The organism is Streptomyces sp. NPDC006384 (assembly GCF_042870695.1).
In the GTDB taxonomy this organism is placed as follows: Bacteria; Actinomycetota; Actinomycetes; order Streptomycetales; family Streptomycetaceae; genus Streptomyces.
This window is the reverse complement of the sequence record NZ_JBIAHR010000007.1, coordinates 93,826-119,016: the sequence shown is the minus strand read 5'-3', so window position 1 is coordinate 119,016 and position 25,191 is coordinate 93,826. Positions and strand designations below refer to the sequence as shown.

The 25,191-nt window shown below is 73.5% G+C and carries 23 protein-coding genes and 1 pseudogene; 12 read left to right on the top strand and 12 right to left on the bottom strand.

What is annotated here, in order from left to right; genetic code table 11:
• Nucleotides 1-133: 133 nt before the first annotated feature.
• The 10 genes from cyc2 to ACFYOJ_RS11325 all read right to left on the bottom strand — a co-directional run bounded on the left by cyc2 (nucleotide 134) and on the right by ACFYOJ_RS11325 (nucleotide 10,556).
• Nucleotides 134-2,317 (bottom strand): germacradienol/geosmin synthase Cyc2, encoded by a 2,184-nt coding sequence (gene cyc2, locus ACFYOJ_RS11370; protein WP_356551700.1) that lies wholly within the window; start codon nucleotides 2,315-2,317, stop codon nucleotides 134-136.
• A 159-nt stretch (nucleotides 2,318-2,476) separates the two neighbouring features.
• On the bottom strand, nucleotides 2,477-3,124 hold the full coding sequence (locus ACFYOJ_RS11365) for a ScbR family autoregulator-binding transcription factor (protein WP_356551698.1): 648 nt from the start codon (nucleotides 3,122-3,124) through the stop codon (nucleotides 2,477-2,479).
• 186 nt (nucleotides 3,125-3,310) lie between these two features.
• Entirely contained in the window at nucleotides 3,311-4,270 is a 960-nt protein-coding gene (locus tag ACFYOJ_RS11360; protein ID WP_356551697.1) for an ABC transporter substrate-binding protein, read from the bottom strand.
• A 74-nt stretch (nucleotides 4,271-4,344) separates the two neighbouring features.
• Complete coding sequence (locus ACFYOJ_RS11355) at nucleotides 4,345-5,010, bottom strand: ABC transporter permease (protein ID WP_356551696.1); 666 nt, start codon at nucleotides 5,008-5,010, stop codon at nucleotides 4,345-4,347.
• Nucleotides 5,007-5,741: an ABC transporter permease subunit gene (locus tag ACFYOJ_RS11350; protein ID WP_356551694.1), complete on the bottom strand. Its 735-nt coding sequence runs from the start codon at nucleotides 5,739-5,741 to the stop codon at nucleotides 5,007-5,009. Before ACFYOJ_RS11350 ends, ACFYOJ_RS11355 begins: the two co-directional genes overlap by 4 nt.
• Nucleotides 5,738-6,907: an ABC transporter ATP-binding protein gene (locus tag ACFYOJ_RS11345; protein WP_356551692.1), complete on the bottom strand. Its 1,170-nt coding sequence runs from the start codon at nucleotides 6,905-6,907 to the stop codon at nucleotides 5,738-5,740. Before ACFYOJ_RS11345 ends, ACFYOJ_RS11350 begins: the two co-directional genes overlap by 4 nt.
• Nucleotides 6,908-7,138: 231 nt before the next feature.
• Complete coding sequence (msrB, locus tag ACFYOJ_RS11340) at nucleotides 7,139-7,546, bottom strand: peptide-methionine (R)-S-oxide reductase MsrB (protein WP_356551690.1); 408 nt, start codon at nucleotides 7,544-7,546, stop codon at nucleotides 7,139-7,141.
• Nucleotides 7,547-7,552: 6 nt separating this feature from the next.
• On the bottom strand, nucleotides 7,553-8,944 hold the full coding sequence (gene murC, locus ACFYOJ_RS11335; RefSeq protein ID WP_356551688.1) for a UDP-N-acetylmuramate--L-alanine ligase: 1,392 nt from the start codon (nucleotides 8,942-8,944) through the stop codon (nucleotides 7,553-7,555).
• A 107-nt stretch (nucleotides 8,945-9,051) separates the two neighbouring features.
• Nucleotides 9,052-9,507 carry an indole-3-glycerol phosphate synthase gene (locus ACFYOJ_RS11330; RefSeq protein ID WP_356551687.1) on the bottom strand — a complete coding sequence of 152 codons (456 nt, stop codon included), beginning with the start codon at nucleotides 9,505-9,507 and terminating at the stop codon, nucleotides 9,052-9,054.
• Between the two features lie 263 nt (nucleotides 9,508-9,770).
• Nucleotides 9,771-10,556, bottom strand: coding sequence for a pyrimidine reductase family protein (locus ACFYOJ_RS11325; protein WP_356551686.1), 786 nt, complete (start codon nucleotides 10,554-10,556; stop codon nucleotides 9,771-9,773).
• Nucleotides 10,557-10,768: 212 nt separating this feature from the next.
• On the opposite strand from ACFYOJ_RS11325, the gene zapE reads away from it, so the two are divergent.
• The 12 genes and pseudogenes from zapE (at nucleotide 10,769) to ACFYOJ_RS11265 (ending at nucleotide 22,702) form a co-directional block, all read left to right on the top strand.
• Nucleotides 10,769-11,890, top strand: a complete 1,122-nt coding sequence (zapE, locus tag ACFYOJ_RS11320) for a cell division protein ZapE (protein ID WP_356551685.1) — start codon at nucleotides 10,769-10,771, stop codon at nucleotides 11,888-11,890.
• Nucleotides 11,891-12,084: 194 nt separating this feature from the next.
• The gene (locus ACFYOJ_RS11315) at nucleotides 12,085-12,495 is read left to right on the top strand and encodes a hypothetical protein (RefSeq protein WP_356551683.1); all 411 of its coding nucleotides are present in this window, start codon (nucleotides 12,085-12,087) and stop codon (nucleotides 12,493-12,495) included.
• Nucleotides 12,496-12,570: 75 nt separating this feature from the next.
• A pseudogene (locus ACFYOJ_RS11310) lies at nucleotides 12,571-12,888 on the top strand (carbonic anhydrase); the annotation flags it as partial.
• A 68-nt stretch (nucleotides 12,889-12,956) separates the two neighbouring features.
• On the top strand, nucleotides 12,957-14,426 hold the full coding sequence (locus tag ACFYOJ_RS11305) for a SulP family inorganic anion transporter (RefSeq protein ID WP_356551903.1): 1,470 nt from the start codon (nucleotides 12,957-12,959) through the stop codon (nucleotides 14,424-14,426).
• 137 nt (nucleotides 14,427-14,563) lie between these two features.
• The gene (locus tag ACFYOJ_RS11300; protein WP_356551679.1) at nucleotides 14,564-15,340 is read left to right on the top strand and encodes a slipin family protein; all 777 of its coding nucleotides are present in this window, start codon (nucleotides 14,564-14,566) and stop codon (nucleotides 15,338-15,340) included.
• A gap of 112 nt (nucleotides 15,341-15,452) precedes the next feature.
• Entirely contained in the window at nucleotides 15,453-16,820 is a 1,368-nt protein-coding gene (locus ACFYOJ_RS11295; RefSeq protein WP_356551678.1) for a PhoX family protein, read from the top strand.
• A gap of 55 nt (nucleotides 16,821-16,875) precedes the next feature.
• Nucleotides 16,876-18,399, top strand: coding sequence for an FAD-dependent oxidoreductase (locus tag ACFYOJ_RS11290; protein WP_356551676.1), 1,524 nt, complete (start codon nucleotides 16,876-16,878; stop codon nucleotides 18,397-18,399).
• Between the two features lie 76 nt (nucleotides 18,400-18,475).
• Nucleotides 18,476-19,354 (top strand): polysaccharide deacetylase family protein, encoded by an 879-nt coding sequence (locus tag ACFYOJ_RS11285; RefSeq protein ID WP_356551674.1) that lies wholly within the window; start codon nucleotides 18,476-18,478, stop codon nucleotides 19,352-19,354.
• 40 nt (nucleotides 19,355-19,394) lie between these two features.
• A complete protein-coding gene (locus ACFYOJ_RS11280) occupies nucleotides 19,395-19,592 on the top strand; it encodes a hypothetical protein (RefSeq protein ID WP_356551672.1) in 198 nt (65 codons plus the stop codon).
• Between the two features lie 28 nt (nucleotides 19,593-19,620).
• Nucleotides 19,621-20,370: a peptidyl-tRNA hydrolase gene (locus tag ACFYOJ_RS11275; protein ID WP_356551670.1), complete on the top strand. Its 750-nt coding sequence runs from the start codon at nucleotides 19,621-19,623 to the stop codon at nucleotides 20,368-20,370.
• A 128-nt stretch (nucleotides 20,371-20,498) separates the two neighbouring features.
• The gene (locus ACFYOJ_RS11270; RefSeq protein ID WP_356551668.1) at nucleotides 20,499-21,806 is read left to right on the top strand and encodes a DUF692 domain-containing protein; all 1,308 of its coding nucleotides are present in this window, start codon (nucleotides 20,499-20,501) and stop codon (nucleotides 21,804-21,806) included.
• 101 nt (nucleotides 21,807-21,907) lie between these two features.
• A complete protein-coding gene (locus ACFYOJ_RS11265) occupies nucleotides 21,908-22,702 on the top strand; it encodes a TIGR04222 domain-containing membrane protein (RefSeq protein WP_356551666.1) in 795 nt (264 codons plus the stop codon).
• 136 nt (nucleotides 22,703-22,838) lie between these two features.
• On the opposite strand, the gene hemQ is transcribed toward ACFYOJ_RS11265, so the two are convergent.
• The gene (gene hemQ / locus ACFYOJ_RS11260) at nucleotides 22,839-23,570 is read right to left on the bottom strand and encodes a hydrogen peroxide-dependent heme synthase (RefSeq protein ID WP_356551665.1); all 732 of its coding nucleotides are present in this window, start codon (nucleotides 23,568-23,570) and stop codon (nucleotides 22,839-22,841) included.
• Between the two features lie 4 nt (nucleotides 23,571-23,574).
• The gene (gene hemG, locus ACFYOJ_RS11255) at nucleotides 23,575-25,053 is read right to left on the bottom strand and encodes a protoporphyrinogen oxidase (RefSeq protein WP_356551664.1); all 1,479 of its coding nucleotides are present in this window, start codon (nucleotides 25,051-25,053) and stop codon (nucleotides 23,575-23,577) included.
• Nucleotides 25,054-25,191 lie beyond the last annotated feature (138 nt).

Sequence of the window (25,191 nt, the reverse complement as noted above, 5' to 3'; positions counted from 1 at the left end):
CGGGGTCACCTCCCTGCCGGGACACCCCTCGCGTCACCTCCGGCCGGGATCACCACCGCCCGCTGCGGCCGCCGGTCGCGGCGGTTCCCGCTCCCGGGGCGTGCGGCGGGCCCGGCCGGTGGCGGCGTGCGGGTCAGGCGGGTGCCGGCAGAGCGGCGTTCCTCGGGAAGGGCACGGCCGGGCTCCGGCCGGGGAGGAAACCGTGGGTGCGGCCGGCCAGGTACTCGGCCTTGTAGCGCGGGACGTTCCGGTGCCAGTTGAGGATGCCGGCCATCCAGTTCTGCAGGTCGGTCACATAACCCTGCATGATCTCGCGGCCCTCGCCGGACAGCCGGAAGTCGTCGTAGACGATGGGCAGTTCGTGGGCGACGACGTGCTCGAACTGGCGCATGCGCTGGTTCATCAGGTCCTGGACGACACCGAGGGCGGAGGGGTAGTCGACGCCGAAGAAGTTCTGCACGACGAGGATCGCGTTGTGGATCTCCCCCTCGTACTCGATCTCCTTCTGGTACGAGAAGACGTCGTTGAGCAGGCACGCGTAGTCGATCGCCGCGTTCTCCAGGGAACGGACGGGACCGCTGCGGTAGATCTCCGGGGGCACCGCGGGGCCGTGACCGGCGCGGCACAGGCTCAGGGTCAGGTCGGAGCCGAACGTGGCGCGCCGCATCTCCAGGTAGTCCACCGGGTCGGGGACGCGGTTCTGGATCTGGTTGGAGAGCTCCCACACCCATGCCTCGGTCATCGTGTCGACGGCCGACTTCATCGGGCGCCGCTGCTCGGGTGTCATGCCGGCCGTGGTGCGGGCCCACAGGTCGGCCAGGGCGCGTTCCATGGCGTTGGCCGGTGGCGGGACGGGTTCGTCGTCGAGCGGCATGCAGGCCGAGAGGCGGGCCGTGGTCAGCCGGGCGGCGGCCAGATCGCGCCGGTGTCCGTAGACGAGCGGGTAGTAGTCGTCGCCGTAGGTGCCGAAGGCCAGCCAGTCGGAGGCGAGGTCCAGCTGCTCCTGGGTGGCGTCCGGGTCGAGGCCGGCGGCGCACAGGGGCAGGTCGCAGCTCTCGAGCTTGTCCTCGTCCCAGACGCCCTCGCCGAGGAAGCCGATCTCCCGCGCCCACTCGGACAGGTGCCGCCGGGCGCCGTCCAGGGCGGGGCTCAGCTCCAGCGGGAACGGCATGCGGATGTCCGGGATGATCGAGGGGCCGACCTTCCGGAAGGGCACGTACGTGTAGGGGCGGGCCCGCTCGGCGGCGGCCGCGGCGAGCAGCGCGCCGACGTCCGCGGCGGAGGTGCCGGGCCCGGTCGGCGCCTGCCAGGGGGCTGTGTGCCGGGCTCTCTTGTTCATGTAGCGGCTGGAGCGCATGTGCCATTCGTGGCCGCCGGACTGCCAGTCCTGCAGGCCCTTCGCGTAAGCCCCGACGGCCGCGACCTCGGACGGGGTGAGTCCCTTCTCCAGGGCCACCGCGGGCACCTCGGTGAACGCGGTGTGCTCGAACTGGTGGAGCCGGGAGGTGAGGACGTCGTTGACCATGTCGGCGGCCTGCTGGGTGGTGCAGCCGAAGAAGGTCTCCAGGACCAGCACCCCGTTGCTCAGCTCGCCCTCGTCCTCGACCTCCCGCTGGTAGGAGAACAGGTCGTTGCGCAGGTGCACGGCGTCGGAGAACGTCTCCATCAGGACCCTGAGCGGCCTGGTGCCGGCGACGGCGGCGGGCACCTCGGCGGTCGCGTACTCCACGAGCCCGGCCGACCAGGGGGCGCCGCCGACCTTGCGGCGCATCTCGATGTACTCGACGGGGTTGGCGATCCGCCCCTCGTTGATGTTGGACAGCTCCCACAGGGACTCGTTGAGCAGGTGCTCGGTGGCGACGGCGAAGCGGCGGCGCCAGCCGGCCGACATGGCCGGCACCGTGCGCGCCCACAGGTCGGCGAGGCCGGCCTCGACCGGGTTCTCCGGTTCCGGCATGCCGGCGGCGAGGTCGAGCGGCATGAACAGGGGCAGCCGGTCCAGGTGGGCCTTGCCGCCGTCCCGGTCCTGGCTGCGTTTGAACTTCTCCAGGAAGTGGTCGTCGAAGAAGAAGACCCACACGTACCAGTCGGTGATGAGGGAGAGCGCCGGTCCGTCGCAGTCGGGGTGGGTGTAGGCGCAGAGCAGGCCGTAGTCGTGCGCGTCGAGGTCGGCCTGCTCCCAGACCCCGGAGCCCTCCAGCATGCCCATCTCCCGCGCCCACACCGACGAGTGGGCGCGGGCCTCGTCGAGATGCGGGTTGAGCCGCGCGGGGTGCGGCATGTAGAAGTGCGGCAGTTCGAAGGGCTGTTGCGTCATGGCCGGGCACTACCCATGGGCCTTTCGGGGCATCCACGGGGCGGTGCACGACCACACCATCGCGTGAAACGGAGCGGAATCCGGGAACTTTCGCCGGTCCGGTGTCCCCTGGACGCGCTTCCGCAGGACGGCGGCGGGACAGCGGCGGGACGGGGCCGGTCAGGCCGCGCCGGCTTCCTTCTCCAGACGCGCGGCGAGACCGAGGTAGCGGGCGCGCCGGGTCACCGGCACGGTGCCCCGGATCAGTACGTGCCACATCTCGGCCATCCGGCGGGGCTGCCGGGAGGGGGGATCGAGGGTGCGGCCCACGACGCGGGCGCCGACGAACGAGCAGACGATGGTGTGGGCGACGGACTCGGCGTCGGCCTCCGGACGGAGGTCGGCCTGCCGGACGGCTTCGAGGAGCCGGGTGGTGGCGATGTCCATCCATTCCGTGAACGGGTGCGGCAGCGGGGGGCGCACGGGCACTCCCGCGGTGGCGAGCCGCAGCCCGGCCCGCAGCAGCGGCCCCTCGGCGGAGAGCCGGGCCATGACGAACGTCAGACGCATCAGAGCCTCCAGGGCGGTGTGGCCCCGGCCGTCCAGCTCCGTCGCCAGCCGGCGCCAGGTGCGGGACTGGATCTCCATGATGGCGTGGGCCAGGTCGTCCTTGGCCGCGAAGTGGAAGTAGAGAGCGCCCTTGGTCACGCCGGCGTGCGCCACGATCTCGCTCAGGGTGGTCGACTCGTAGCCGTGACGGTCGAACAGGTCGGCTGCGGCCCCGAGGATGGTCGCGCGGGTCCGCTCGGCGCGTAACTGCCTCGCCATCGGCTGAACACTCCTGGGACGGAACTCAACAGGCCATGCCGTCTTCCTCGACCCTCTGTACACGATAACTCACGGCCGGCGCCCGCCCTCCGGCCCGCGAAGGGCAGGCGGGCAGGTGAGCGGGCCGACGGGTCTGCAGAGTTGTGGACCGACGGCGTGTGCCGCGCGGGACGGGCGCCGCGGACGTCAGGCGAGTCCCGCGGACTTCAGCCAGGCCTTCGCCACGTCCAGCGGGTCCTTCTTGTCCAGCTGGACCTGGGCGTCCAGGTCGAGGAGGGTCTGTGTGTCCAGCGCGGCGGAGACCGCGTCGAGCGCGGCGACTCCCTCCGGGGTCAGGCCCTCCTTGTTGACCAGTGGTGTCACGTTGGCGAATCCGAAGAGGTTCTCCGGGTCCTTCAGGACGACGAACTTCTCCTTCACGATGGTCGGGTCGGTGGTGAAGATGTCCGCCGCCTGCACGGTGTTCCTGGTCAGCGCCGACTGGGTCAGCGGGCCGCCCGCGTCGAGCGCCTTGAAGGACTTGAACTTCAGGCCGTAGACGGACTCCAGTCCCTTCAGTCCCTGCTGCCGGGTCTGGAACTCGGGCGAGCCGCCGATCACCAGGTCCGGCGCGATGTCCTTGAGGTCGGCGAGGGTGGACTCGGCGGTGAGGCCGTACTTCTTCGCGGTCTCGGCGTTGACGCTGACCGAGTCCTTGTTCTCGGCCGGTGACGACTTCAGCAGCGTGAGGTTCTTGTCGAGCTCGGCCTTCACCGCGGCGTTCACGGCGTCGGGCGAGGTCTGTCCGGCCTTCGGGTCGAGATAGGCGAGCAGCGAGCCGTTGTACTCGGGCAGCACCGTGACCGAGCCGTTCTTCATCAGGCCGTACGTCGTCTCGCGGCTGCCGATGTTGTGCTGGTAGGTGACCTCGATCCCCTTGGCCTTGAGCGCCTCGCCGTAGATGTCGGCGAGCAGGGTGCTCTCGGCGAAGTTGTTGGAGCCGACGACGACGGTGCCGGCCTCGGCCTTCTCCCCGGCCAGCGGGTTGTCGGAGGTGTCGCCGGAGGAACCGCAGCCCGCGAGGAGCGCCACTGCGGCGGTGAGCGCGACGGCCGTCGCGCCGGTGTGCCTCGTCCTGGTCCTGCTGCTCTTCACGGTAGAAGTCATCCACCGATCCAAACGAGCCGTCTGTCGGTCCGTCAACAACGGCCGGGTCACGGTTTCCCGTCCGGCCGGGGACGTCAGCGCCGTCGTACCCCCGGCGACACCACGAGCCGGCCCGCCGCCCAGAACAGGGCGAGCGTGGCCAGCGCCAGGAGGGCCACCAGAGTGGCGCCGCCGACCACCTTCTCGTAGTCGCGCTGGTAGAGCCCGTCGATGATGTACCGGCCGATCCCGCCCAGGCTGACGTACGCGGCGATGGTCGCCGTCGAGACGACCTGGACGGCCGCCGAGCGCAGTCCGCTGAGCACCAGCGGCAGGGCGACCGGCAGTTCGACCTGGAACAGGATGCGCGTCTCGTGCATGCCCAGGCCCCGCGCGGCGTCCACCGGGGCGGGGTCGACGGAGCGGACCGCCTCGTAGGTGGTGACCAGGATCGGCGGGACGGCGAGCACCACCAGCGGGATCATCACGGGCAGCAGGCCGATGCCCACCACGACCGCGATCAGCACCAGCAGGCCGAAGCTCGGCAGGGCGCGGGCGGCGGTGGCGATGAAGGCGACGGCGTTGCCGCCCCGGCCGGTGTGCCCGGTGAGCAGTCCGGCGGGCAGGCCGATCGCGGCGGCGAGGGCGAGTGCGAGGAGCGTGTACCGGACGTGTTCCAGCAGGCGTTGCGGGATGCCGTCGTAGCCGTGCCAGTGGGCGCTGTCGCTGAAGAAGGCGTGGGCGAAGTCCAGCACGTTCACCGGGCCGCCTCCTTCTTCACCGCGGGCCGTCCGGCCGGATCGGCCGGATCGGCCGGACCCGCGGCGGCTTCGGCGGCGCGCCGCGGGCGGGTGCCGCGCGGCATCCACGGGGTCAGCAACGTGCGGGCGAGGACCAGGGCCGCGTCGCACGCGATGGCCAGGACGGCCGTCGTGAGGACCGAGTTGACGGCGAGTTCGGGCCGGCCGTACTTCTGGGCGTCCGCGAGCAGGTTGCCGAGGGCGCCCTGGTTGCCGATCAGGGCGCCGACGCTGACCAGGGAGATGCTGGAGGCGGTGGCCACCCGGAGCCCGGCGAGGATCGCGGGCACGGCGATCGGCAACTGCACCTGGAGGTAGCGCCGTACGGGTCCGAAGCCCATGGCGGTGGCGGCGGCCAGGGTCTCCCGGGGCACGGACCGCACGCCGTCGACGATGGCCGGGACGAGTACGACCAGGCTGTAGACGGCCAGCGGGATCATCACCGTCAGCTCGGTCTGGCCGGTGTAGTCGATGAGGACGACGAAGACGGCCAGCGACGGGACGGCGTAGAACACGGTGGTCACGCCGAGCACGGGCGGGTACAGCCAGCGGAAGCGCACGCAGAGCTGGGCGAGGGGCAGCGCGAGCAGCAGCCCGGCCAGGACCGGCAGCAGCGCCTCGCGCAGGTGCAGGCCGATCAGTCCGGCGTACGTGTTCTGCAGGTCGCTCGGGATGTCGAAGAAGCCGTTCACGAGGCGGCCTTCACGTCATCGGCCTTCACGTCGCCGGTCTCCGCGTCGCCCTCCGGCACGGCGCCGGAGCGGCCCGCGGCGTGGGCGCTGCGGATGGCCTCGCCGATGGTCTGCTGGGAGACGACGCCGGTCACCCGTCCGTCGGTGTCCACGGCGACGGCCCAGCCGGTGGGCGAGAGCACCGCGCAGTCGAGGGCGGCCCGCAGCGAGTCGGTGCCGGGGACGAACGGCCGCCCGTACGGCAGGAGGACGTCCGGCGTGATGCTCCCGGCGGTCAGGTCGTGCGGCTCGCCCCAGCCGAGGGGCCTTCCGTCGGCGTCGGTGACGAGGAGGTAGGGGACGTCCGGCACGGCGAGGCGTTCGGCGCCGGCGTCGACCGGGACGACGGCGTCGGTCGTCAGCTCCAGCGCGGCGGAAGGGAAGAAGGACAGCCGGCGGATGCCGCGGTCGGCGCCGAGGAAGTCCTCGACGAAGGCGTCCGCGGGGTCGGAGAGCAGATCGGCGGGTGTCGCGTACTGGGCGAGCCGGCCGCCGGTGCGCATCACCGCGACCATGGTGCCGAGCTTGACGGCCTCGTCGATGTCGTGCGTGACGAAGACGATGGTCTTGCCCAATTCCTCCTGGATCCGGAGGAGTTCGTCCTGCAGCCCCTTGCGCACCACGGGGTCGACGGCCGAGAAGGGCTCGTCCATGAGGAGTACCGGCGGGTCGGCGGCGAGGGCCCGTGCCACACCGACGCGCTGCTGCTGGCCGCCGGAGAGCTGGTACGGGTACCGCTTGCCGAGGGAGGTGTCGAGTCCGACCCGTTCCATCAGCTCGGCCGCCCGCGCACGGGACTTCTGCTTGCCCCAGCCGAGCATGCGGGGCACGGTGGCGATGTTGTCGAGGATCGTCCGGTGCGGGAAGAGACCGGCGTTCTGGATGACGTACCCCATGGACCGGCGCAGTTCGGTGACCGGCCGGCGCTGGATGTCCGTGCCGTCGAGGAGGATGGTGCCCTCGGTCGGCTCGACCATCCTGTTGATCATGCGGAGGGTCGTCGTCTTGCCGCAGCCCGAGGGGCCGACGAGGACGGTGATCGAGCGGTCCGGGATCTCCAGCGACAGCCGGTCGACCGCCACCGTGCCGTCCGGATACCGCTTGGTGACTGATTCCATCCGTATCAAAGCGCCGAATGCCCTTCGGGTCTGGCAGAAGCTGCCCGCTCCGGCCACGGTCGGTGGGGCCGTCGCCGGTCGAGTGTAGACGGCGGCTTCGCGAGGCCCTCCGGTTCGGGCGACTCCTTCCCCCGGCCCGGGAGTTCACACCGGCGTTCCGCCCGGCCCCTTCGCGAACACGGCGGCGGGGCCCACGGAATTCACCGTGAGCCCCGCCCGGGCGTTCCCCGGCGTGCGGCGTCAGCCCTCCGCGGGCGTCAGCCGCAGCGCGATGCTGTTGATGCAGTACCGCTGGTCGGTCGGGGTCGGATACCCCTCGCCCTCGAAGACGTGCCCGAGGTGCGAACCGCAGCGGGCGCAGCGCACCTCGGTGCGCACCATCCCGTGGGAGCGGTCCTCGATCAGCTCGACCGCGTCGGTGTCCTTCGGGTCGAAGAAGGACGGCCAGCCGCAGTGCGAGGCGAACTTCGTCTCCGAGGTGAACAGCTCGGCGCCGCAGGCACGGCAGGAGTAGACACCTCTGGTCGTGGTGTCGGTGTACTCACCGGTGAAGGCGGGCTCCGTGGCGGCCTGGCGCAGCACGGCGTACTCGGCCGGTGCCAGTTCCGCCCGCCACTGCTCGTCCGGCTTCTCGACGTCGTACGCCATGAGTTCTCAGTCCTTCGCGAGTTCGGTCAGGATGCGCGGTCCGAGGTCGGTGACGTCGCCCGCGCCCATGGTGAGAACGAGATCACCGGCCTTCGCCATTCCCGCGACCACCGCCGGCGCCGTCTCCTTGTCGTGGACCGGCGTGACGTCCGCGCCCGCCGCCCGGGCGGCCTCGATGATCAGCTCGCTGGTGACACCGGGGATCGGGTCCTCGCGGGCCGGGTAGATGTCGAGGACCACCGACGCGTCGGCCAGGGCGAGCGCCTGGCCCATCTCCTTGCCGAGCTCCTGGGTGCGGGAGAACAGGTGCGGCTGGAAGAGGACCAGGATGCGGGCGTCGCCGACCGCGGCGCGCATGGCCTCCAGGTCGGCCGTCATCTCGGTGGGGTGGTGGGCGTAGGAGTCGACGACCTGCACGCCCGCCGCCTCGCCCTTGAGCTGGAGGCGCCGCTTGACGCCGGTGTACGCGGCGAGGGCGGGGGCCAGCTCGGCGGCGGGGACGCCGAGGGCGGCGCCGGCGGCGAGGGCGGCGACGGCGTTGTGGGCGTAGTGGCGGCCGGGGACGGAGACGGCGAAGGTCAGCTCGGTGCCGTCCATCACCACGGTGACCTCGCTCTTCAGGCCCTGCGGGACGACCGACAGGACGCGTACGTCGGCGTCCTCGGCCTCGCCGTACGTCACCGTCCGCACCGAGCCGGCCAGCCGGCGCGTCAGCTCCCGGGCGCCCTCGTGGTCGGCGGAGATCACCAGCGTGCCGCCGGGCACGATCTTCCCGGCGAAGGTCTCGAAGGACTCGTAGATCTCGTCCATCGACGCGTAGTTGGCGTGGTGGTCCAGCTCCACGTTGAGGACGATGGCGACCTCGGGGGCGTACTTGTGGAAGCTGCGGTCGCTCTCGTCGGCCTCGGCGACGAAGATCTCGCCGTCGCCGTGCAGGGCGTTGGAGCCGGGCGCGTCCAGGTCGCCGCCGATCGCGTACGACGGGGCCAGGCCCAGCTCGGACAGCGAGACCGCCAGCATGGAGGTGGTGGTGGTCTTGCCGTGGGTGCCGGCCACCGCGAGCGGGCGCAGGCCCTCCATCAGGGCGGCGAGGGCGTCGGAACGGTGCACGACCGGGATCCCGAGCTCGGCCGCGCGGGCCAGCTCCGGGTTGTCCTCGCGGATCGCCGAGGAGACGACGACACAGCTCGCGTCGTCGGCGAGGTGCTCCGCGGCGTGCCCGATGTGCACGGTGGCGCCCAGGGCGCGCAGCGCCTCGGCGGTGGCGGAGTCCCTGGCGTCGCTGCCCGCCACCGCGGCCCCGCGCTGGGCGAGGATCTTGGCGATGCCCGACATCCCGGCGCCGCCGATGCCGATGAAGTGCGGTCGGTCCATGGCGGTAGGAAGGCCGGGTGCCATGCGCTGTTCTCCCCAGAGGTGTCACGGGTGGGTACGACGTGGATGCCGGCGGACGCCGGCGTCCGGTACGGCGGTGAGCGCGCCCCCGCCGGGGGCGCGGCCCCAGCCTATGCCTTGCTGTGGGAGAACAGTTTCAGGACCGGTACGCCGACCTTGTGCCGTGCCCGGGAGGCCCAGTCCCGGTGGAAGAACTCCTCCACGTAGTGCGGGTCGGTCAGGACGATCACCTCGTCGGCGCCGGTCTCCTGGACGAGGGACTTGAGCGCGTCCAGCGGGTGGTCCTCGATCAGGCTGCCCACGGCCGAGGCGCCGGAGGCGCGCAGGGCCGCCAGGGACACCTCCAGTGCCCGCTGCCCGACGCTGAGCGCCTCCTCGCCCTCCGGGGTCTCCCCCTCGCGCACGGCGTCGTCGAGCTCGCCGAGCGCGATGTCGTCGATGGCCCGCAGCAGCCGGTCGGCCTGGTCGCCGCGCGGCTGGAGCAGCACGTGGAAGGCGACCTCCTCGTCGCCGTGCAGGGTGGTGACGAACTCCACGTCGGCGGACGTCAGTGCCTTCTCAATCATCAAAACGCTCGTGAACACCAGGCGCCCTTTCCTCGGGGGCCCGCGGGCCCGCCCTCCGCAGGCTTGCCGGAACCTGCAGAAACCATCCTTCCCCGTGATCGCACGGGTACTGCCGGATTCAGTCTGCCCGGCACGGCCGGAACGGAACGATTGATTCCGCATATGGTTCCCGGCTGCGCGCTAACGCTCGAACCTCTGTACGGCCCGCGCCGGACCGTCCCGGCCGCGCCCCGGCCGCGCCCCGGGCCCGTCCCGGCCGCGCCTCAGTCGCGCCGGTAACGGCTGAAGAGGAAACCTTCCTCCTCCAGCAGGGACGCCAGCGCGAACCGCCGGGGCACCTCGACCGCGGGCCCGCCCGCGATCCGCTGCGCGTCCCCCGCGGTGAGCATCGGGGAGACGGTCAGGCACAGCTCGTCCAGGACCCCGGCCGCCACGAACTGGCCCAGCAGCCGCGGACCGCCCTCGGTCAGCAGCCGGGTGTGCCCCAGCCCGGCGAGCGCCTCGACGGCACGGGCCGGGTCGATCCCGACGCCGTCCCCGGCGATCACGACGCGGGCCCCGGACCGCTCGGCGGCCGCCACCCGGTCCGGGGCCGCCGCGGCGCCGGTCAGGACGAGAGTGGGGACCAGCGGCGAGGTGAACAGCGGCAGGGAGAAGTCCAGCTCCAGGCTCGCGCTGACCACCGCGATCGCCGGCGCCGGCCCCTGCCCGGCCGCCCGCCGCAGCTCCGCGAACTCCGCACGCGCGCGTGCGGGCCGGTACCCCTCCTGCCGTACGGTCTCGGCGCCGGCGATCACCACGTCGGCGAGCGCGCGCAGGGTGCCGAAGATCCGCATGTCGGCCGCGCTGGAGATGGGCTGCGAGCGGCCGTCGTGCTGGGCGGCCCCGTCGAGGGTGGAGACCATGTTGGCCCGCAGCCACGCCCCCGTCCGGCCGTCCGGCTCCGGGTACGCGTAGGCGGCGGCCAGCTCGGCGAGGCTCCACTCCCGGCCGGCCCCGGCAAAGTCCCGCTCTGCTGTCCGATCGGTCACAGGGAACAGACGTCGCATGCCGAGCAGTGTTCCACGCCGCCTCCCTGCAAACCCCGCCCTCCCCCCGCCGGCGCCGAGCGCGCGCCCCACCCCCGCACCGGGCACCCGGCAAACACCGGGCACCCACCCCACCGCACCGCACCGCACCCGGCACCCGGCACCCGCAGCTGCAGGCACAGGCACAGGCACAGGCACAGACACTCACCGCACAGGCCCTACCATGGACCACCGTGTCGTCCTCCTCCCCCGCCCCCGGTTCCACCCCCTCCGGCTCCACCCCGATAGCCGGCGCGGCCCCGCTGTCGCTGTGCGCCCGTGAGCCGCACGTCCCCGCCGACCGCCTGGTCGCCGAGATGGTGCCGCCCCCGCGCTTCGACTCGGTGCGCTTCAGCACGTACATCCCGGACCCGAACCAGCCCAGCCAGAGCGAGGCCGTCCGGGTCCTGGAGGGCTTCGCCGCCGGGCTGGGCGAGGCCCCCGGCACGGGCGGCGGCAGGCGCGGCTTCCTCGGCTTCGGCCGGAGCAAGGCGCCCAAACCCCCCGCCGGCCCCCGCGGCGTCTACCTCGACGGCGGTTACGGCGTCGGCAAGACGCACCTGCTGGCCTCCCTGTGGCACGCCACCCCCGCCGAGCCCTCCCGCAAGGCCTTCGGCACCTTCGTCGAGCTGACCAACCTCGTCGGCGCCCTCGGCTTCCAGCAGACCGTGCAGACCCTCTCCGGGCACCGTCTCCTGTGCATCGACGAGTTCGAGCTCGACGACCCGGGTGACACGGTCCTCGTCTCCACCCTGCTCGCCCGGCTCGTGGAGGCCGGCGTCGCGCTGGCCGCCACCTCCAACACACTGCCGGGCAAGCTCGGCGAGGGCCGCTTCGCGGCGGCCGACTTCCTGCGCGAGATCCAGGGCCTGTCGGCCCACTTCCGCGCCCTGCGCATCGACGGCGAGGACTACCGCCACCGCGGCCTGCCCGAGGCCCCGGCGCCCTACTCCGACGAGCAGGTGACCCGGGCGGCGCGGCAGACGGACGGCGCGTCCCTGGACGCGTTCCCCGCGCTCCTCGACCACCTGGCCCGCGTCCACCCCAGCCGCTACGGCGCCCTGACCGACGGCGTCTCGGCCGTGTGCCTCACCGGCGTCCGCCCGGTGCCGGACCAGTCGACGGCCCTGCGGCTCGTCGTCCTCGCCGACCGGCTCTACGACCGTGAGGTGCCCGTCCTGGCCTCGGGGCTGCCCTTCGACCGGCTGTTCAGCGAGGAGATGCTGAAGGGCGGCTACCGCAAGAAGTACTTCCGGGCGATCTCCCGGCTCACCGCCCTGGCCCGGGACGCGGCGCGCCTCGTCGACGCGGACTGACGCACCGCCGACACCCCCGGCGCCCCGGAGCACCGTCCGTTTCTCGCCGTCCGACCCTCGATTTTCGGGCTCTCTTCGCCTCGTGACGCCCCGTTGACCCTGCAAATCCATTTGCGGGGTTAACGTGTTTCTTGACCAGGCGTTGACCAAGTCTTGATGTGCGCGTGAGGCGGGAACCGCCAGGAGGGGGGCGCATGTTCCGAGGTACGACGGCCCGTGCCCTGCTCCCGTTCCTCGCCGCCGTCCTGTTCGCCCTCCAGTTCTTCGCACCCGCGCCTTCCTTCGCATCCGCGCACACGAGCCGTGACGTCGTGGCCAATACCCAGTCCGGGTTCACCGGCCCCGTCCCCTCCGGTACGGCGCGGTACGACGAGACCGTCGACTGTCACGAGCCCGGACACTCCGGGAACACGCACGGCCCCGCCCGCGTCCGCGACCGGCACCGCGCCACCACGGCGCCCGAGCCCGGAGCTCCCGAGCGTCCGCTGTCCCCGCAGCACGCCTCCACCGCCCCCGGTCCGGTGCCGCCCGGCCGCGCGCACGAGCGCCGCTCGAGATCCGCCGCGGACCACTCCCGCGCGGCCCTCCAGGTCTTCCGCTGCTGACCGACGGAGCACCCCCCGCTCCGTCCACACCGGTCCGACGCGCCCCCACTGCGCGCCAGGAGGAATGACCTGATCATGCAGTCCCTCATCGACCATGCCCGCACGTTCGGCCGGCGCCCCGAGGAGTTCGCCGGGCACGCCGAAGGCCGGTCGCCCGAAGTCCTGTTCCTCACCTGCTCCGACTCCCGGGTCGTCCCGGCCCTGATCACGGGCGCCCGGCCCGGCCGGCTCTTCGAGCCGCGCACCGCGGGCGGCATCGTCCCGCCGTACGGCACCGGACGCCCCAGCGGCGAGCCGGCGACCGCCGAGTACGCCGTCGGCGCGCTGGTGCGCGGCGACGGCCTGAGCGCCGTGCCTGCCGTACCCGCCGTGCGCGACTGGCCGGCCCACGCCGGGACCGTGCGCGGGCACCGCGCGGACACCGACGCGTTCGAGACCCTGCGAGGAGCGCCGTGAACGCGATGTCCAAGTTCCCGTACTGGCGGCAGGACCTCACCGCCTCGCTCGTCGTGTTCCTGGTCGCCCTCCCGCTGTGCGTGGGCGTCGCCGTCGCCTCCGGGGTGCCGGCCGAGCTCGGCCTGGTCACCGGCATCGTGGGCGGTCTGGTCACCGGTCTCCTGCCGGGCAGCAGTCTGCAGGTGTCCGGTCCGGCCGCCGGTCTGACCGTGCTGGTCTTCGGCGCGGTCGACTCGTACGGACTGGCCGCCCTCGGGGTGATCGTGCTGGTCACCGGGCTGATCCAGCTCGCGATGGGCGCCCTGAGGATGGGCCGCTGGTTCCGGGCGATCTCGCTCTCGGTCGTCGAGGGCATGCTGGCCGGCATCGGCCTCGTGCTGATCGCGGGCCAGCTGTACTCGGCGGCCGGGCTGGAGGCGCCCGCCTCCGGCATCGACAAGATCATCGGGCTGCCCGGGGCCGCCGCCGACGCGCTGGGCAGCACCGAGGCGCTCACCTCGCTCGCCCTCGGCGCGGGCACCGTCGCGGTGATGGTGCTGTGGAAACGGCTGCCGGAGCGGGCACGGGCCGTGCCGGGCGCACTGGCCGCGGTCGGCCTGGCGACGGCCGTCACGGCGGTGTCCGGGCTGTCGGTCGCGACCGTCGAGGTGAGCGGCCTGCTGGACGTGATCCAGCCGCCCGGCGCCGACGCCTTCGGCGAGCTGGCGAACGTGGGCCTGCTCGGCACGATCGTCGCCTTCACCCTGATCGCCTCGGCGGAGAGCCTGTTCAGCGCCGCCGCGGTGGACCGGCTGCACACCGGCCCGCGCACCGAGTACGACAAGGAGCTGATGGCGCAGGGGGCGGGCAACACGGTGTGCGGTCTGCTCGGCGCGCTGCCGATGACCGCGGTCATCGTGCGCAGCTCCGCGAACGTGAGCGCCGGCGCGCGCACCAAGGCGTCCCGGGTGCTGCACGGCGTGTGGCTGCTGCTGTTCGCCGCGCTGCTGCCGTCCGCGCTGGCCCTGATCCCGCTGCCCGCGCTGGCCGGGCTCCTGGTCCACGCGGGCTGGAAGCTGATCCCGTTCCGGGGCATCGTGTCGCTGTGGCGCGGGCACCGGGGCGAGGCGCTGATCCTGGTGGTCACGGCCGTGTCGATCGTCGCGGTGAACATGTTCGAGGGCGTGCTGATCGGTCTGGCGCTGTCCGTGGCCAAGACCGCGTGGGAGACCTCGCACCTCCGGCTGGAGGTCGTCGACAAGGGCGCCGGTCCCGTCCAGGCGTACCTGGTGGGCAACGCGACCTTCCTGCGGCTGCCGAAGATACTGGAGGACCTGGAGGCGCTCCCGCAGGACCGCCCGGTCGAGCTGGACCTGTCCCGTCTGCACCACCTGGACCACGCCTGCCGTACGGCGCTGGAGAACTGGGCCGAGCGGCACAGCGCGGCCGGCACCGACCCGGTGAAGGTCACGGCGCGGGCCGGGGTCCCGGCGTAGCGCCTGTCCGGCGCCCCCGGCGCATGTGACCGGTGCCCGTTCCGGGCATGGCCCCGGGACGGACACCGGGCATATCGTTGCATAAGCAGGCGAATCAGGCTTCCGGCTGATTCGGACCTCTGGGCGAGGAGGCCGCCATGCTCCAGGAGCTGCTGACCGCGCTGGCCGCCACCGGAAGCGCCGGGGTGCTCTACGTCGCCGCGGCGGCGCGGATCGTCAAGCAGTACGAGCGCGGGGTGGTCTTCCGGCTCGGGCGGCTCGCGGGGGACGTGCGCCCGCCCGGGTTCACGACGGTGGTCCCGTTCGTGGACCGGCTGCACAAGGTCAACATGCAGATCGTCACGCTGCCGGTGCCCGCGCAGGAGGGCATCACCCGCGACAACGTGACCGTGCGGGTCGACGCGGTCGTGTACTTCCGGGTGGTCGACGCGGCCAGCGCCCTCGTCAAGGTCGAGGACTACCGGTTCGCCGTCTCGCAGATGGCGCAGACCTCGCTGCGGTCGATCATCGGCAAGAGCGACCTGGACGACCTGCTCTCCGACCGGGAGAAACTCAACCAGGGCCTGGAGCTGATGATCGACAGCCCGGCGGTCGGCTGGGGCGTGCAGATCGACCGGGTCGAGATCAAGGACGTCTCACTGCCCGACACGATGAAGCGGTCGATGGCGCGGCAGGCCGAGGCCGACCGGGAGCGGCGGGCCCGGATCATCAACGCCGACGCCGAACTGCAGGCGTCGAGGAAGCTCGCCGAGGCGGCGGAGCAGATGTCCGAGCAGCCCGCGGCGCTGCAACTGCGGCTGCTGCAGACGGTGGTGGCCGTGGCCGCCGAGAAGAACTCGACGCTGGTGCTGCCCTTCCCGGTGGAGCTGCTGCGGTTCCTGGAGAAGGCGCAGGAACGGCCCGTCGCGCGGTGAGGGCCGTCGGCGGAAGCGGTGACATGTGCTTACGCGCGTGGTTCCCGGGACTCCTGCCAGGTGATAGACACAGCGGGGTCACTGTCCTGTCCGCCAGCAGGAAGGTTGCCCCATGTCCGCAACACGACGTCAGGTACTGGCCCGTTCCGGTGCGCTCGGAGCCGGCATCGCCTTCACCGGAGCCCTCTCCGAACTCTTCGCGGGCACCGCCGCCGCGCAGCCGCTCGGCCACTCCGGCTACGGCCCCCTGGTCCCCGACCCCGACGGCCTGCTCGACCTGCCGAAAGGATTCCGCTACCGGGTCCTGTCCCGCGAGGGCGAGCGGATGCGCTCCGGCGAGGGCTTGGTCCCGTCCAACCACGACGGCATGGCGGCCTTCCCCGGCAGCCGCGGCCGCGTCCACCTCGTCCGCAACCACGAGAACCGCGCCACCGGCAGAATCCCCGTCCCCACGGTCGAGGGACTGACGTACGACCCGGCGGGCAAGGGCGGCTGTACGGCGCTGACCCTGGACTCCCGCAACCGCGTCCTCGACGAGCGGGTGGCGATCGCCGGTACGGCCGTCAACTGCGCGGGCGGCCCCACCCCTTGGCACACCTGGCTGACCTGCGAGGAGACCGAGGACAAGGCGGGCACCAACGGCTACGCCAAGGACCACGGCTTCATCTTCGAGGTCGACCCGGCGGACCCGCGCCGCACCGGCGCGGTGCCGCTGACCGCGATGGGCCGCTTCCAGCACGAGGCGGTCGCCGTGGACCCGAAGCGGGGCGTCGTCTACGAGACGGAGGACGCCTTCCAGCGGCCCTTCGGGCTCTTCTACCGCTTCCTGCCCGAGAAGCCGCTGGGCGGCACCGGCTCGCTGCGCGCGGGCGGCCGGCTCCAGGCGATGCGCGTGCCCGGCGTGCCCGACCTGTCCTCGATCCAGGAGACGGGCACCGGGTTCGACGGCGTCGAGTGGGTCGACGTACCCGACCCGCTGGCCACCACGACGCCGATCCGCCACCAGGACTTCGGCCGCGGCGGCGTCACCCACGCGCAGAAGCTGGAGGGCTGCTACTGGGGCGGGCGCAGCGTGTACTTCGTGTCGTCCTTCGCGCGCAGCGCCGAGGGCTCGGCGGGCGACCACTACGGGCAGATCTGGCGCTACGACCCGGACCGGTGCCGCCTGACCCTGGTGATCGTCTTCGGCCCCGACACCGACGTCCGGCTGCCCGGCGAGTCCCCGGACAACATCTGCCTGGCGCCCAGCGGCGGCCTCATGGTCTGCGAGGACGGCGACGGCGCCCAGCACGTCTACGGCGTGACCCGGCGCGGCGAGGTGTACGCGATGGCCCGCGGCCGGCAGAACATCGGGACGGAGGACGAGCCCGAGTGGGGCGAGTTCGCCGGTGTCGCCTTCTCCCCCGACGGCGACACCATGTACGTCAACTGCTACACCCCGGGCACCACCTTCGCGGTGACCGGCCCCTGGCGCAGGTAGCCGAGGGCGCACCGCCCGGTCACTGAAGCGCCGGCGACGGGGTACCCGAGGCCGCATGACGGAGAAAGCGCAGGCCGACGGCTCGTACTGGCTTCGGACGGCACCGGGCGGTGCGCCGCGCCCCGCCCTGACGGAGGACCTCGGCGTCGACGTGGCCGTGATCGGCGCCGGCGTCGCCGGGCTGAGCACCGCCTGGGAACTGGCCCGCGCGGGGCGCAGCGTGGCGGTGCTGGAGGCGGGGCGGATCGCGGCCGGCGTCACCGGCCGCACCAGCGCCAAGCTGACCGCCCAGCACACGCTGGTCTACGACAGGCTGCGCCGCACCCGCGGCCCGAAGGCCGCCCGGCTGTACGCCCGTTCGCAGTCCGAGGCGATCGAGCACGCCGCCGAGGTGGCGGCGGAACTGGGCGTCGACTGCGACTGGGAGACCCGCGACGCCTACACCTACGTCCGTGACGCGGGCCGCGTGGACGAGCTGCGGGCCGAGGCCGCCGCCGCGAAGGAGGCGGGGCTGCCGGCGTCGTTCGTGACGGAGACCGGGCTGCCGTTCCCGGTCGCGGGCGCCGTCAGGGTGACCGGGCAGGCCCAGTTCCATCCGCGCAAGTACCTGCTGGCCCTCGCCGCGGACCTGGAGAGGCGCGGCGGGCGGATCTTCGAGAACACCACCGTGCACGGTCTGGAGGAGGGCGAGCCGTGCCGCGTGTCCACCGGCACGGGGGCGACGGTCACCGCCCGGGACGTCGTGGTCGCCACCCACTACCCGATCTTCGACCGGGCCCTGCTGTTCACCCGGCTCACCCCGCGCCGCGAGCTGGTCGTCGCCGGGAGCGTCGAGGCGGACCGGGACGTGGACGGCATGTACATCACGCCGGACGAGAACACCCGCTCGGTGCGCACGGCGCCGCTGGACGAGACGGGCCGCCGGCTGCTGATCGTCACCGGTGAGCACTTCACCCCCGGCACGGGCGACACCCGGGAGCGTTTCGCGCGCCTGTCCGCCTGGGCCGGCGAGCACTTCCCGGGCGTCGATCTCACCTGGTCCTGGGCCACCCAGGACATCGACCCGACGGACACCGTGCCGCTGGTGGGGCCGCTGCACCAGGGTGCGCGCCACGCGTACGTGGCGACCGGCTTCGGCGGCTGGGGACTGAGCGGCGGCATGATGGCGGGCCGGCTGCTGACCGCGCTGATCACCGGCGAGGAGTGCGCGTGGAGCGAACTGTACGACCCGCGGCGGCTGCGCACGGCGGTGCGTGAGGCGCCGGCGTTCCTCAAGGCGCAGGCACAGGTCGCCCGGCACTTCGTCGGGGACCGGCTGCGTCCCGCGCCGCCGGTGGACGCCCTGCCGCCCGGCGAGGGCGCCGTCGTCCGGACCGGCGACGAGCGGCTGGCGGTCTACCGGGACGAGGCGGGCGCGCTGCACGCGCTGTCGCCGCGCTGCACCCACCTGGGCTGCCTGGTCGCCTTCGACGCGGCGGAGCGCGCCTGGGAGTGCCCCTGCCACGGGTCCCGCTTCGCCACGGACGGCACGGTGATCCAGGGCCCGGCGACCAAGCCGCTGGAGCGGCGGGACATCTGACCCGGGAGGGTGACCCCCCGGACACGACACGACACATATTCATACAAGCCGAACATCATGCTCATACGTTCGTGCGGTGACCACTCTCGTACGCCGCGCCACCGCACTCTGCGCCCTGACCGCCGCCTCCGTCGCCCTCGCCGCCTGCGGGACGACCGAGGCCGGGAAGACGCCCCGACCGTCACCGTCCGCACCCTCCGCCGCCGCGTCCCGCCCCGCCGCGCCCGCCGAGCCCGCCGGGGCGCCCACCCTCGCTCCCGGGCCGGCGGGCCACACCCCCGTCTTCGAGCACGGCCCGCGCACCGGGGACAGGACCGTCGCCCTGACCTTCGACGCCGACATGACCGCCGACGAGGGCCCCCGGGCCGCGGCGGGCGAACGCTTCGACAACCCCGGACTGATCGCGACCCTGCGGAAACTGAAGGTGCCGGCCACCGTCTTCATGACCGGACGCTGGGCCGAGGAGTACCCGGAACAGGCCCGCGCCATCGGCCGCGACCCCGGCTTCGAGATCGCCAACCACTCCTACAGCCACTACGCCTACCGGTCCGGCTGCTACGGCCTGCCCACCGTGTCCCCGGAGCGGATGCGCACGGACGTGGAACGGGCCTACACGGCGTTCAGGAAGGCCGGGGTGCCGGACCCGATGCCGTACTTCCGCTTCCCCGGCGGCTGCTACGACAAGGCGGCCCTGAAGGCGCTGACCCCCGCGGGCGTCACCGCCGTGCAGTGGGACGTGGTGAGCGGGGACGCGTTCGCGACGGACGCCGACGCGGTGGCCCGGCAGGTCCTGGACGGCGTCCGCCCGGGGTCGGTCGTCGTCATGCACTGCACCCTCAGCGCCGCCCCGGCGACCGAGCGGGCGGTGCGCACGATCGTGCCCGAGCTGCGCGAACGCGGCTACCGCTTCGTCAAGGTCTCCGAGCTGATCGGCGCCGCGAACGGACGGCACTGACCCTTCCGCGGGACGGCACGCGCCGTCCTACGCTGGAGACATGAGCAGCGACGACGACCGGGGCACCGACGACTACTGTCTGATCGACGCGACCCGGCCACCCCTGGCCGACGGCCCGCCGTACGCCGAGTGCGTGCTGTGCCGGGAGCCGACGGAGCACCCCGAGTCGTACAAGGGGATCACCCTGTGCCCCCGGTGCGAATGGCAGGAGGCCCAGCGCACGGCCTGCTCGGGGTGACCCGCGGGCGGATTGGCAGACTGGGGGCGTGAGCAACGACGTGACGACGCCCGCCCCCGACAGCCCCTTCCGCCCCGAGCCCGGCGACCGCGACCTGGCACCGCAGTTCGTGCTGCCGCTGGTCGTCCGCATCGAACGGGCCGATCCCCCGGCCCGCACGGACGCGCTGGAGACCGCGGCCCGCGCGGTGCTGGTGATGCTCGGCGACGACCGGTCGGCCGGCGACGGCGAGTGGGCGCAGGCGATGCGCGACTGGCAGGACACCCGCATCCGCAAGGTCGTGCGGCGGGCGCGCGGCGCCGAGTGGCGGCGGGCCGGGGCGCTGCCCGGCATCACGGTGACCGGGAGGACGGCCGAGGTGCGGGTCTTCCCGCCGGTCCCGCTGGACGGCTGGCCCAAGGACCTGGCCCGCCTCCAGGTCTCCGGCACCGACCTCGACGACCCGGAACCCCCGGCCGGCGCCGGCCCGGCGGCCCCCGTCCTGTGGCTGAACCCCGGCCTGGACATGTCGGCCGGCAAGGCGATGGCCCAGGCCGGCCACGGCGCCCAGCTCGCCTGGTGGGAGCTGACCGGCGAGGAGCGCGCCGCCTGGCGCGACGCGGGCTTCCCGCTGGCGGTGCGCACCGCGGACCCCGCCCGCTGGGCCGGCCTGACGACGAGCGGCCTTCCGGTCGTCCGCGACGCCGGCTTCACGGAGATCGCGCCGGGCTCCTGCACCGTGGTCGCGGACCATCCGGCGTTGCGCCCGGACGTCCCGGGCCGCCCCGCCCCCGCGTAGACGGGGCTCGTCGTCACCGCCGTCACCGCGAAACCTCAGATAGTGCTCTGAACATGGCCTGACCGGGGTTCGGGCCGGGCCCCGGAGGCCATAACCCCGTCGAACCGACGGGGGAAGGACGGACGGCCATGGAGCGACTGGGGACCGGCATCGGGTGGCGGCCGGAGATCGCGGACGTCGTGGAGCGCATGCCCGGCATCGACTGGGTCGAGGCCGTGGCCGAGAACCTGTGCCCCGGCCACCTGCCCGACTCGCTGCTGCGGCTGCGCGAGCGCGGCGTGACCGTCGTGCCGCACGGCGTCTCCCTCGGCCTCGGCGACGCCGGCCGGCCCGACGCGGGACGGCTCGCCGCGCTGGCCGAGCGGGCCGAGGCGCTGGGCTCGCCGCTGGTCACCGAGCACATCGCGTTCGTCCGGGCCGGCGGGCCGCTCACCGCCTCCCCACGCCTGGAGGCGGGCCACCTGCTGCCCGTGCCGCGCACCCGGGACGCCCTCGACGTGCTGTGCGAGAACGTGCGCATCGCCCAGGACGCGCTGCCCGTGCCCCTCGCCGTGGAGAACATCGCCGCGCTCCTCTCCTGGCCCGGCGAGGAGATGACGGAGGGACAGTTCCTGTACGAGCTGGTCGAGCGGACCGGCGTACGGCTGCTGATCGACGTGGCGAACCTGCACACCAACCACGTCAACCGCGGCGAGGACCCCGCGAAGGCGCTGCGCGAACTGCCCGTGGAGGCCATCGCCTACGTCCATGTCGCGGGCGGCTTCGAGCGGGACGGCGTCTGGCACGACAGTCACGCCCACCCGGTGCCGCGGCCGGTGCTGGACATCCTGGCCGACCTCGCCTCGCTCGTCGCCCCGCCCGGGGTGCTGCTGGAACGCGACGAGAACTTCCCCGACGGCGCCGAGCTGGAGGGCGAGGTGGAGGCGATCCGGGCGGCGGTCGCCGAGGGGCGGGCGCCGGGCACGGTGCCGGCCGGTACCGCACCCGCGCCGCCGGGGGAAGCGGTCCCCGCCGTCCCCGGCACCGTACGGCAGCGTCTCGCCCTCGCGCAGACCGCGTTGCTGTCCGCCCTGGTCGCCGGCACGCCCGCGCCGGAGGGATTCGACCGGGTACGGCTCGGCGTGCAGGCGCGGTCGCTGGCCGCGAAGCGGGCGGACGTCGTCGCGAAGGTCGCCCCGGAGCTGCCGCTGATCCTCGGCGCGCGGTACCGGCCCGCCTTCCTCGCGTACGCCAAGGGGCACCCGATGACCGGCGGCCACCGGCGGGACGCCCTGGACTTCGCCGAGCGGCTGCTGCGGGACGGCCGGCTCCAGGACACCGCCGTACGCCGGGAGTTGCGGAAGTGGTGGCGGGAGCGGTCCGGGCCGACGCCGCCCCCGGGGCGGTCCGGGGGACCGCTGACGCGTGCGGCGCGGCGGGTGCTGACGCGCCGCTGAACGCCCCTCGGGGCACGGAACGTCACATGTCCGCGACAGCGCGTCCCGGTATGTGAAAAGGGCATGGCGCCGGAGTGACCCTCTGGCATAGAAGTACGGGCATGCTCTGGGTCCTCCTCCTGCTGCTGGCCTGGCTCGTCGCGGGCCTCGCGTGCACACGGCTGTGCCTGGCCGCCGTGCGCGCGGCGACCGCCGAGGCGAGCACCGCCGACCGCGGGCACACGCTGACGTTGTACGAGGCGGCGTTCCTGTCCGGCGGTCCCCGGCGGGTCGCCGACCTCACGCTGGTGTCCATGGCACGCCAGCGCCGCCTGCTGCTCGCCCACACCGGCTGGGCGACCGTGGTCGATCCGCACGGGCGGGACGAGATGGAGCGGACGGTCATCGGGGCGATAGGCCCCGGCGGGCAGTCCCGGATAGCCCCCGTGCGCGCCGCCGCTGCCGCCGCCGACTCGGTGCGAGGGCTGGCCGACCGGCTGGTCGGCGCGGGCCTCGCCGTCGCGGACGACACCCGCAGCGTCGCGGCCGGGGTGCGGCGCGTACGGCTCGCCGCGGTGACCGTGTGCGCGCTGGGCGCCGCCGCACTGGCGCTGCCCGCGCCGGCCGGCGTGCCGCGTCACCTGATCGCCCTGTGGTTCTCCCTGCCGCTCATGCTCACCCTCGGCTGCCTCGTCATCTCGCGGATGGAGGTCCACCCGTACGCGCGCTGGGCCTCACCGGCCGGGCAGCGGCTGCTCGGCGCCCTCGTCCGGCAGGCCGGCGAGGCGGCGGACGAGCGTTCCTACCTCACCTCCGTCGCCGTGCGCGGCGTCCGTGCGGCGGGCGGGCCGGACCTGCGGGCGGCCTTCGCCCACCGGGAGGAGCACTTCGGGGAGCACCGGGAGCGGCAGGGCTGAACCCGTGCCGCCCCCGTCGCCCGGCCGTTCAGGCGAGCCCCGCCACCAGCTCCGCGATGTCCTTGCGGCGCCCCGTGCCGCATCCCCCGGGGGACAACCCCCGGACCCCCGGCCGGTCCGACACCCGCCCCGTCGTTCAGGCGAGCCCCGCCACCAGCTCCGCGATGTCCTTGCGGCGCCCCGTGTAGAAGGGGATCTCCTCGCGGACGTGCATGCGGGCCTCGGAGCCGCGCAGGTGGCGCATGAGGTCGACGATGCGGTCCAGCTCGTCGGCCTCGAAGGCGAGGATCCACTCGTAGTCGCCGAGCGAGAAGGAGGCGACCGTGTTGGCGCGCACGTCCGGGTAGCCGCGGGCCATCTTGCCGTGGTCGGCGAGCATGCGGCGGCGGTCCTCGTCGGGCAGCAGGTACCAGTCGTAGGAGCGCACGAACGGGTAGACGCTGACGTAGTTGCGCGGCGTCTCGTCGGCGAGGAAGGCCGGGATGTGCGAGCGGTTGAACTCGGCGGGGCGGTGCAGCGCCATGTTCGACCACACCGGCTCCAGCGCGCGGCCCAGCTTGGTGCGGCGGAAGAGGTTGTACGCCTCCTGCAGCTGGTCACTGGTCTCGGCGTGCCACCAGATCATCAGGTCGGCGTCGGCGCGCATCCCGGAGATGTCGTAGGTGCCGCGGATCGTCACGTCCTTGGCGGCGAGCTGGTCGAACAGCTCCTGGACCTCTTCGGCGTAGCCCGCGCGGTCCTCGGGCAGCACGTCCTTGAGCTTGAAGACGGACCAGAGGGTGTAGCGGATGACCTCGTTGAGGTCCTTGGCCAGCTTGCCCTTGTTGGGGATCCGCTGGGCGGCGGGGGTGGAGGCTTCGTCACTCATGGCCCTATTCTCCCGCTCCGCCGTGCAGGCTCTGCACCGGGTGGGCGGTGAGCCGCTCCACACCGCGCGGGTCCCCGTGGATCCGGTCGACGGCCGCGTACGCGCTGGCGATGCTCGCCGGGATGCCGACGCCGTCGTAGGCGGCGCCGCACACGGCGAGGCCGGGGAGCTTCGCGACGTGCTCGCGGACGCGGGCCACGCGCGCGTGGTGGCCTACGGGGTACTGGGGCAGGCCGTCCTGCCAGCGGGTGACCCGGGTGGCGACCGGCGCGGCGCTCAGGCCGGTGGCCTCCGCCAGGTCGTGCCGGGACACGGCGACGAGGTCCCCGTCGTCACGGCCGAGGATCTCCGTCTCGCCGTACCGGCCCACGGAGGTGCGCACGACGACCAGGTCCGGCGCCCCGTCGGCGATCCAGCCCCACTTGCGGGAGGCGAAGGTGGCCGCCTTGATCGTGCGCCCGTCGACCGGCGGTACGAGGAAGCCGCTGCCCTCGGGGAGCACGGCGGCGTCCGAGCGCCGGTAGGCGAGGGTGACCAGGGCCATCGAGGCGTACTCGACGGCGGCCAGCTCGGCGGCGGCGGCCGGGGCCTCGGCGCGCAGCAGCGCGGCGGCGGCGGGCGCGGGGACGGCGACGACGACCGCGCCGGCGTGCAGCACCCGGTCGCCGGCGACGACCCGCCAGCCGTCCGGCGCGGTGCGGCGCAGCTCGGTGACGGGCGCCCGGGTGACGATCTCGCCGCCCCGGGCGCGCACCGAGTCGGCGACCGCGAGCGGGAGGGTGCCGATGCCGCCGTCGATGCCCATGAAGACGGGGCCGTGCTGCGGCGCGGCGGCCGTACGGCCCTGGACGGCGCGCACCGCCTCGGTCAGGGACGTGTGCGCGCGGGCGGCCTCGAAGAGCTGGGGCACGGCCGAGCGCAGCGAGATGCGGTAGGCGTCGCCCGCGTAGACGCCGCCCAGCAGCGGTTCGACGAGCCGGTCGACGACCTCGCGGCCGAGACGGGCCGCCACGTACTCGCCGACGGCCACGTCGTCGCCGATCTCGGTGCGGGGCAGCTCGGCGTCGCGCTCGATGCGGGCGAGACCCTCGTCGGAGAGGACGCCGGACAGGGCGGCGGCGGTGCCGGGGACGCCCATGACGTGGCCCTTGGGCATGGGGCGCAGCGCGCCGCGGGTCCACAGGGAGGCCGAGGCGGTGGCCGGCGGCTGGAGCCGGTCGCCCAGACCGGCCTCACGGGCCAGGCCGACGGCCTCGGGGCGGCGGGCCAGCACCGACTCGGCGCCGAGGTCGGCACGGGCCCCGGCGATCTCGCCCGGCAGCAGCTTGCCGCCGACCCGGTCCGAGGCCTCCAGCACGGTCACGCGGGCCCCGCGCTCCAGCAGCCGGTGGGCGGCGGCCAGTCCGGCGATGCCGGCCCCGATGACGACGACATGACCCGTGTCCGCGCCGGTCCCGTCCGCGGAAATCCTGCTTGCGCACATGCCCCCAAGCCTCTCAGACACCGTCGTCGGCGCGGCTGCCGGGCCGGGCGCCGGGTGCCCGGCCGGTGAGTCCGGACCGTGACCTCTTCGGGACCGTTCCGCGCCGTCGCCCGGGCCCTCCGCGGCGTCCTAGGGACG

What these genes read in the sequence shown, in the direction of transcription:
- cyc2 (WP_356551700.1), bottom strand. Translation starts at nt 2,317, where the DNA reads ATGACGCAACAGCCCTTCGAACTGCCGCACTTCTACATGCCGCACCCC.
- ACFYOJ_RS11365 (WP_356551698.1), bottom strand. Translation starts at nt 3,124, where the DNA reads ATGGCGAGGCAGTTACGCGCCGAGCGGACCCGCGCGACCATCCTCGGG.
- ACFYOJ_RS11360 (WP_356551697.1), bottom strand. Translation starts at nt 4,270, where the DNA reads ATGACTTCTACCGTGAAGAGCAGCAGGACCAGGACGAGGCACACCGGC.
- msrB (WP_356551690.1), bottom strand. Translation starts at nt 7,546, where the DNA reads ATGGCGTACGACGTCGAGAAGCCGGACGAGCAGTGGCGGGCGGAACTG.
- murC (WP_356551688.1), bottom strand. Translation starts at nt 8,944, where the DNA reads ATGGCACCCGGCCTTCCTACCGCCATGGACCGACCGCACTTCATCGGC.
- ACFYOJ_RS11330 (WP_356551687.1), bottom strand. Translation starts at nt 9,507, where the DNA reads ATGATTGAGAAGGCACTGACGTCCGCCGACGTGGAGTTCGTCACCACC.
- ACFYOJ_RS11325 (WP_356551686.1), bottom strand. Translation starts at nt 10,556, where the DNA reads ATGCGACGTCTGTTCCCTGTGACCGATCGGACAGCAGAGCGGGACTTT.
- ACFYOJ_RS11315 (WP_356551683.1), top strand. Translation starts at nt 12,085, where the DNA reads ATGTTCCGAGGTACGACGGCCCGTGCCCTGCTCCCGTTCCTCGCCGCC.
- ACFYOJ_RS11305 (WP_356551903.1), top strand. Translation starts at nt 12,957, where the DNA reads ATGTCCAAGTTCCCGTACTGGCGGCAGGACCTCACCGCCTCGCTCGTC.
- ACFYOJ_RS11300 (WP_356551679.1), top strand. Translation starts at nt 14,564, where the DNA reads ATGCTCCAGGAGCTGCTGACCGCGCTGGCCGCCACCGGAAGCGCCGGG.
- ACFYOJ_RS11295 (WP_356551678.1), top strand. Translation starts at nt 15,453, where the DNA reads ATGTCCGCAACACGACGTCAGGTACTGGCCCGTTCCGGTGCGCTCGGA.
- ACFYOJ_RS11290 (WP_356551676.1), top strand. Translation starts at nt 16,876, where the DNA reads ATGACGGAGAAAGCGCAGGCCGACGGCTCGTACTGGCTTCGGACGGCA.
- ACFYOJ_RS11280 (WP_356551672.1), top strand. Translation starts at nt 19,395, where the DNA reads ATGAGCAGCGACGACGACCGGGGCACCGACGACTACTGTCTGATCGAC.
- ACFYOJ_RS11270 (WP_356551668.1), top strand. Translation starts at nt 20,499, where the DNA reads ATGGAGCGACTGGGGACCGGCATCGGGTGGCGGCCGGAGATCGCGGAC.
- ACFYOJ_RS11265 (WP_356551666.1), top strand. Translation starts at nt 21,908, where the DNA reads ATGCTCTGGGTCCTCCTCCTGCTGCTGGCCTGGCTCGTCGCGGGCCTC.
- hemQ (WP_356551665.1), bottom strand. Translation starts at nt 23,570, where the DNA reads ATGAGTGACGAAGCCTCCACCCCCGCCGCCCAGCGGATCCCCAACAAG.
- hemG (WP_356551664.1), bottom strand. Translation starts at nt 25,053, where the DNA reads ATGTGCGCAAGCAGGATTTCCGCGGACGGGACCGGCGCGGACACGGGT.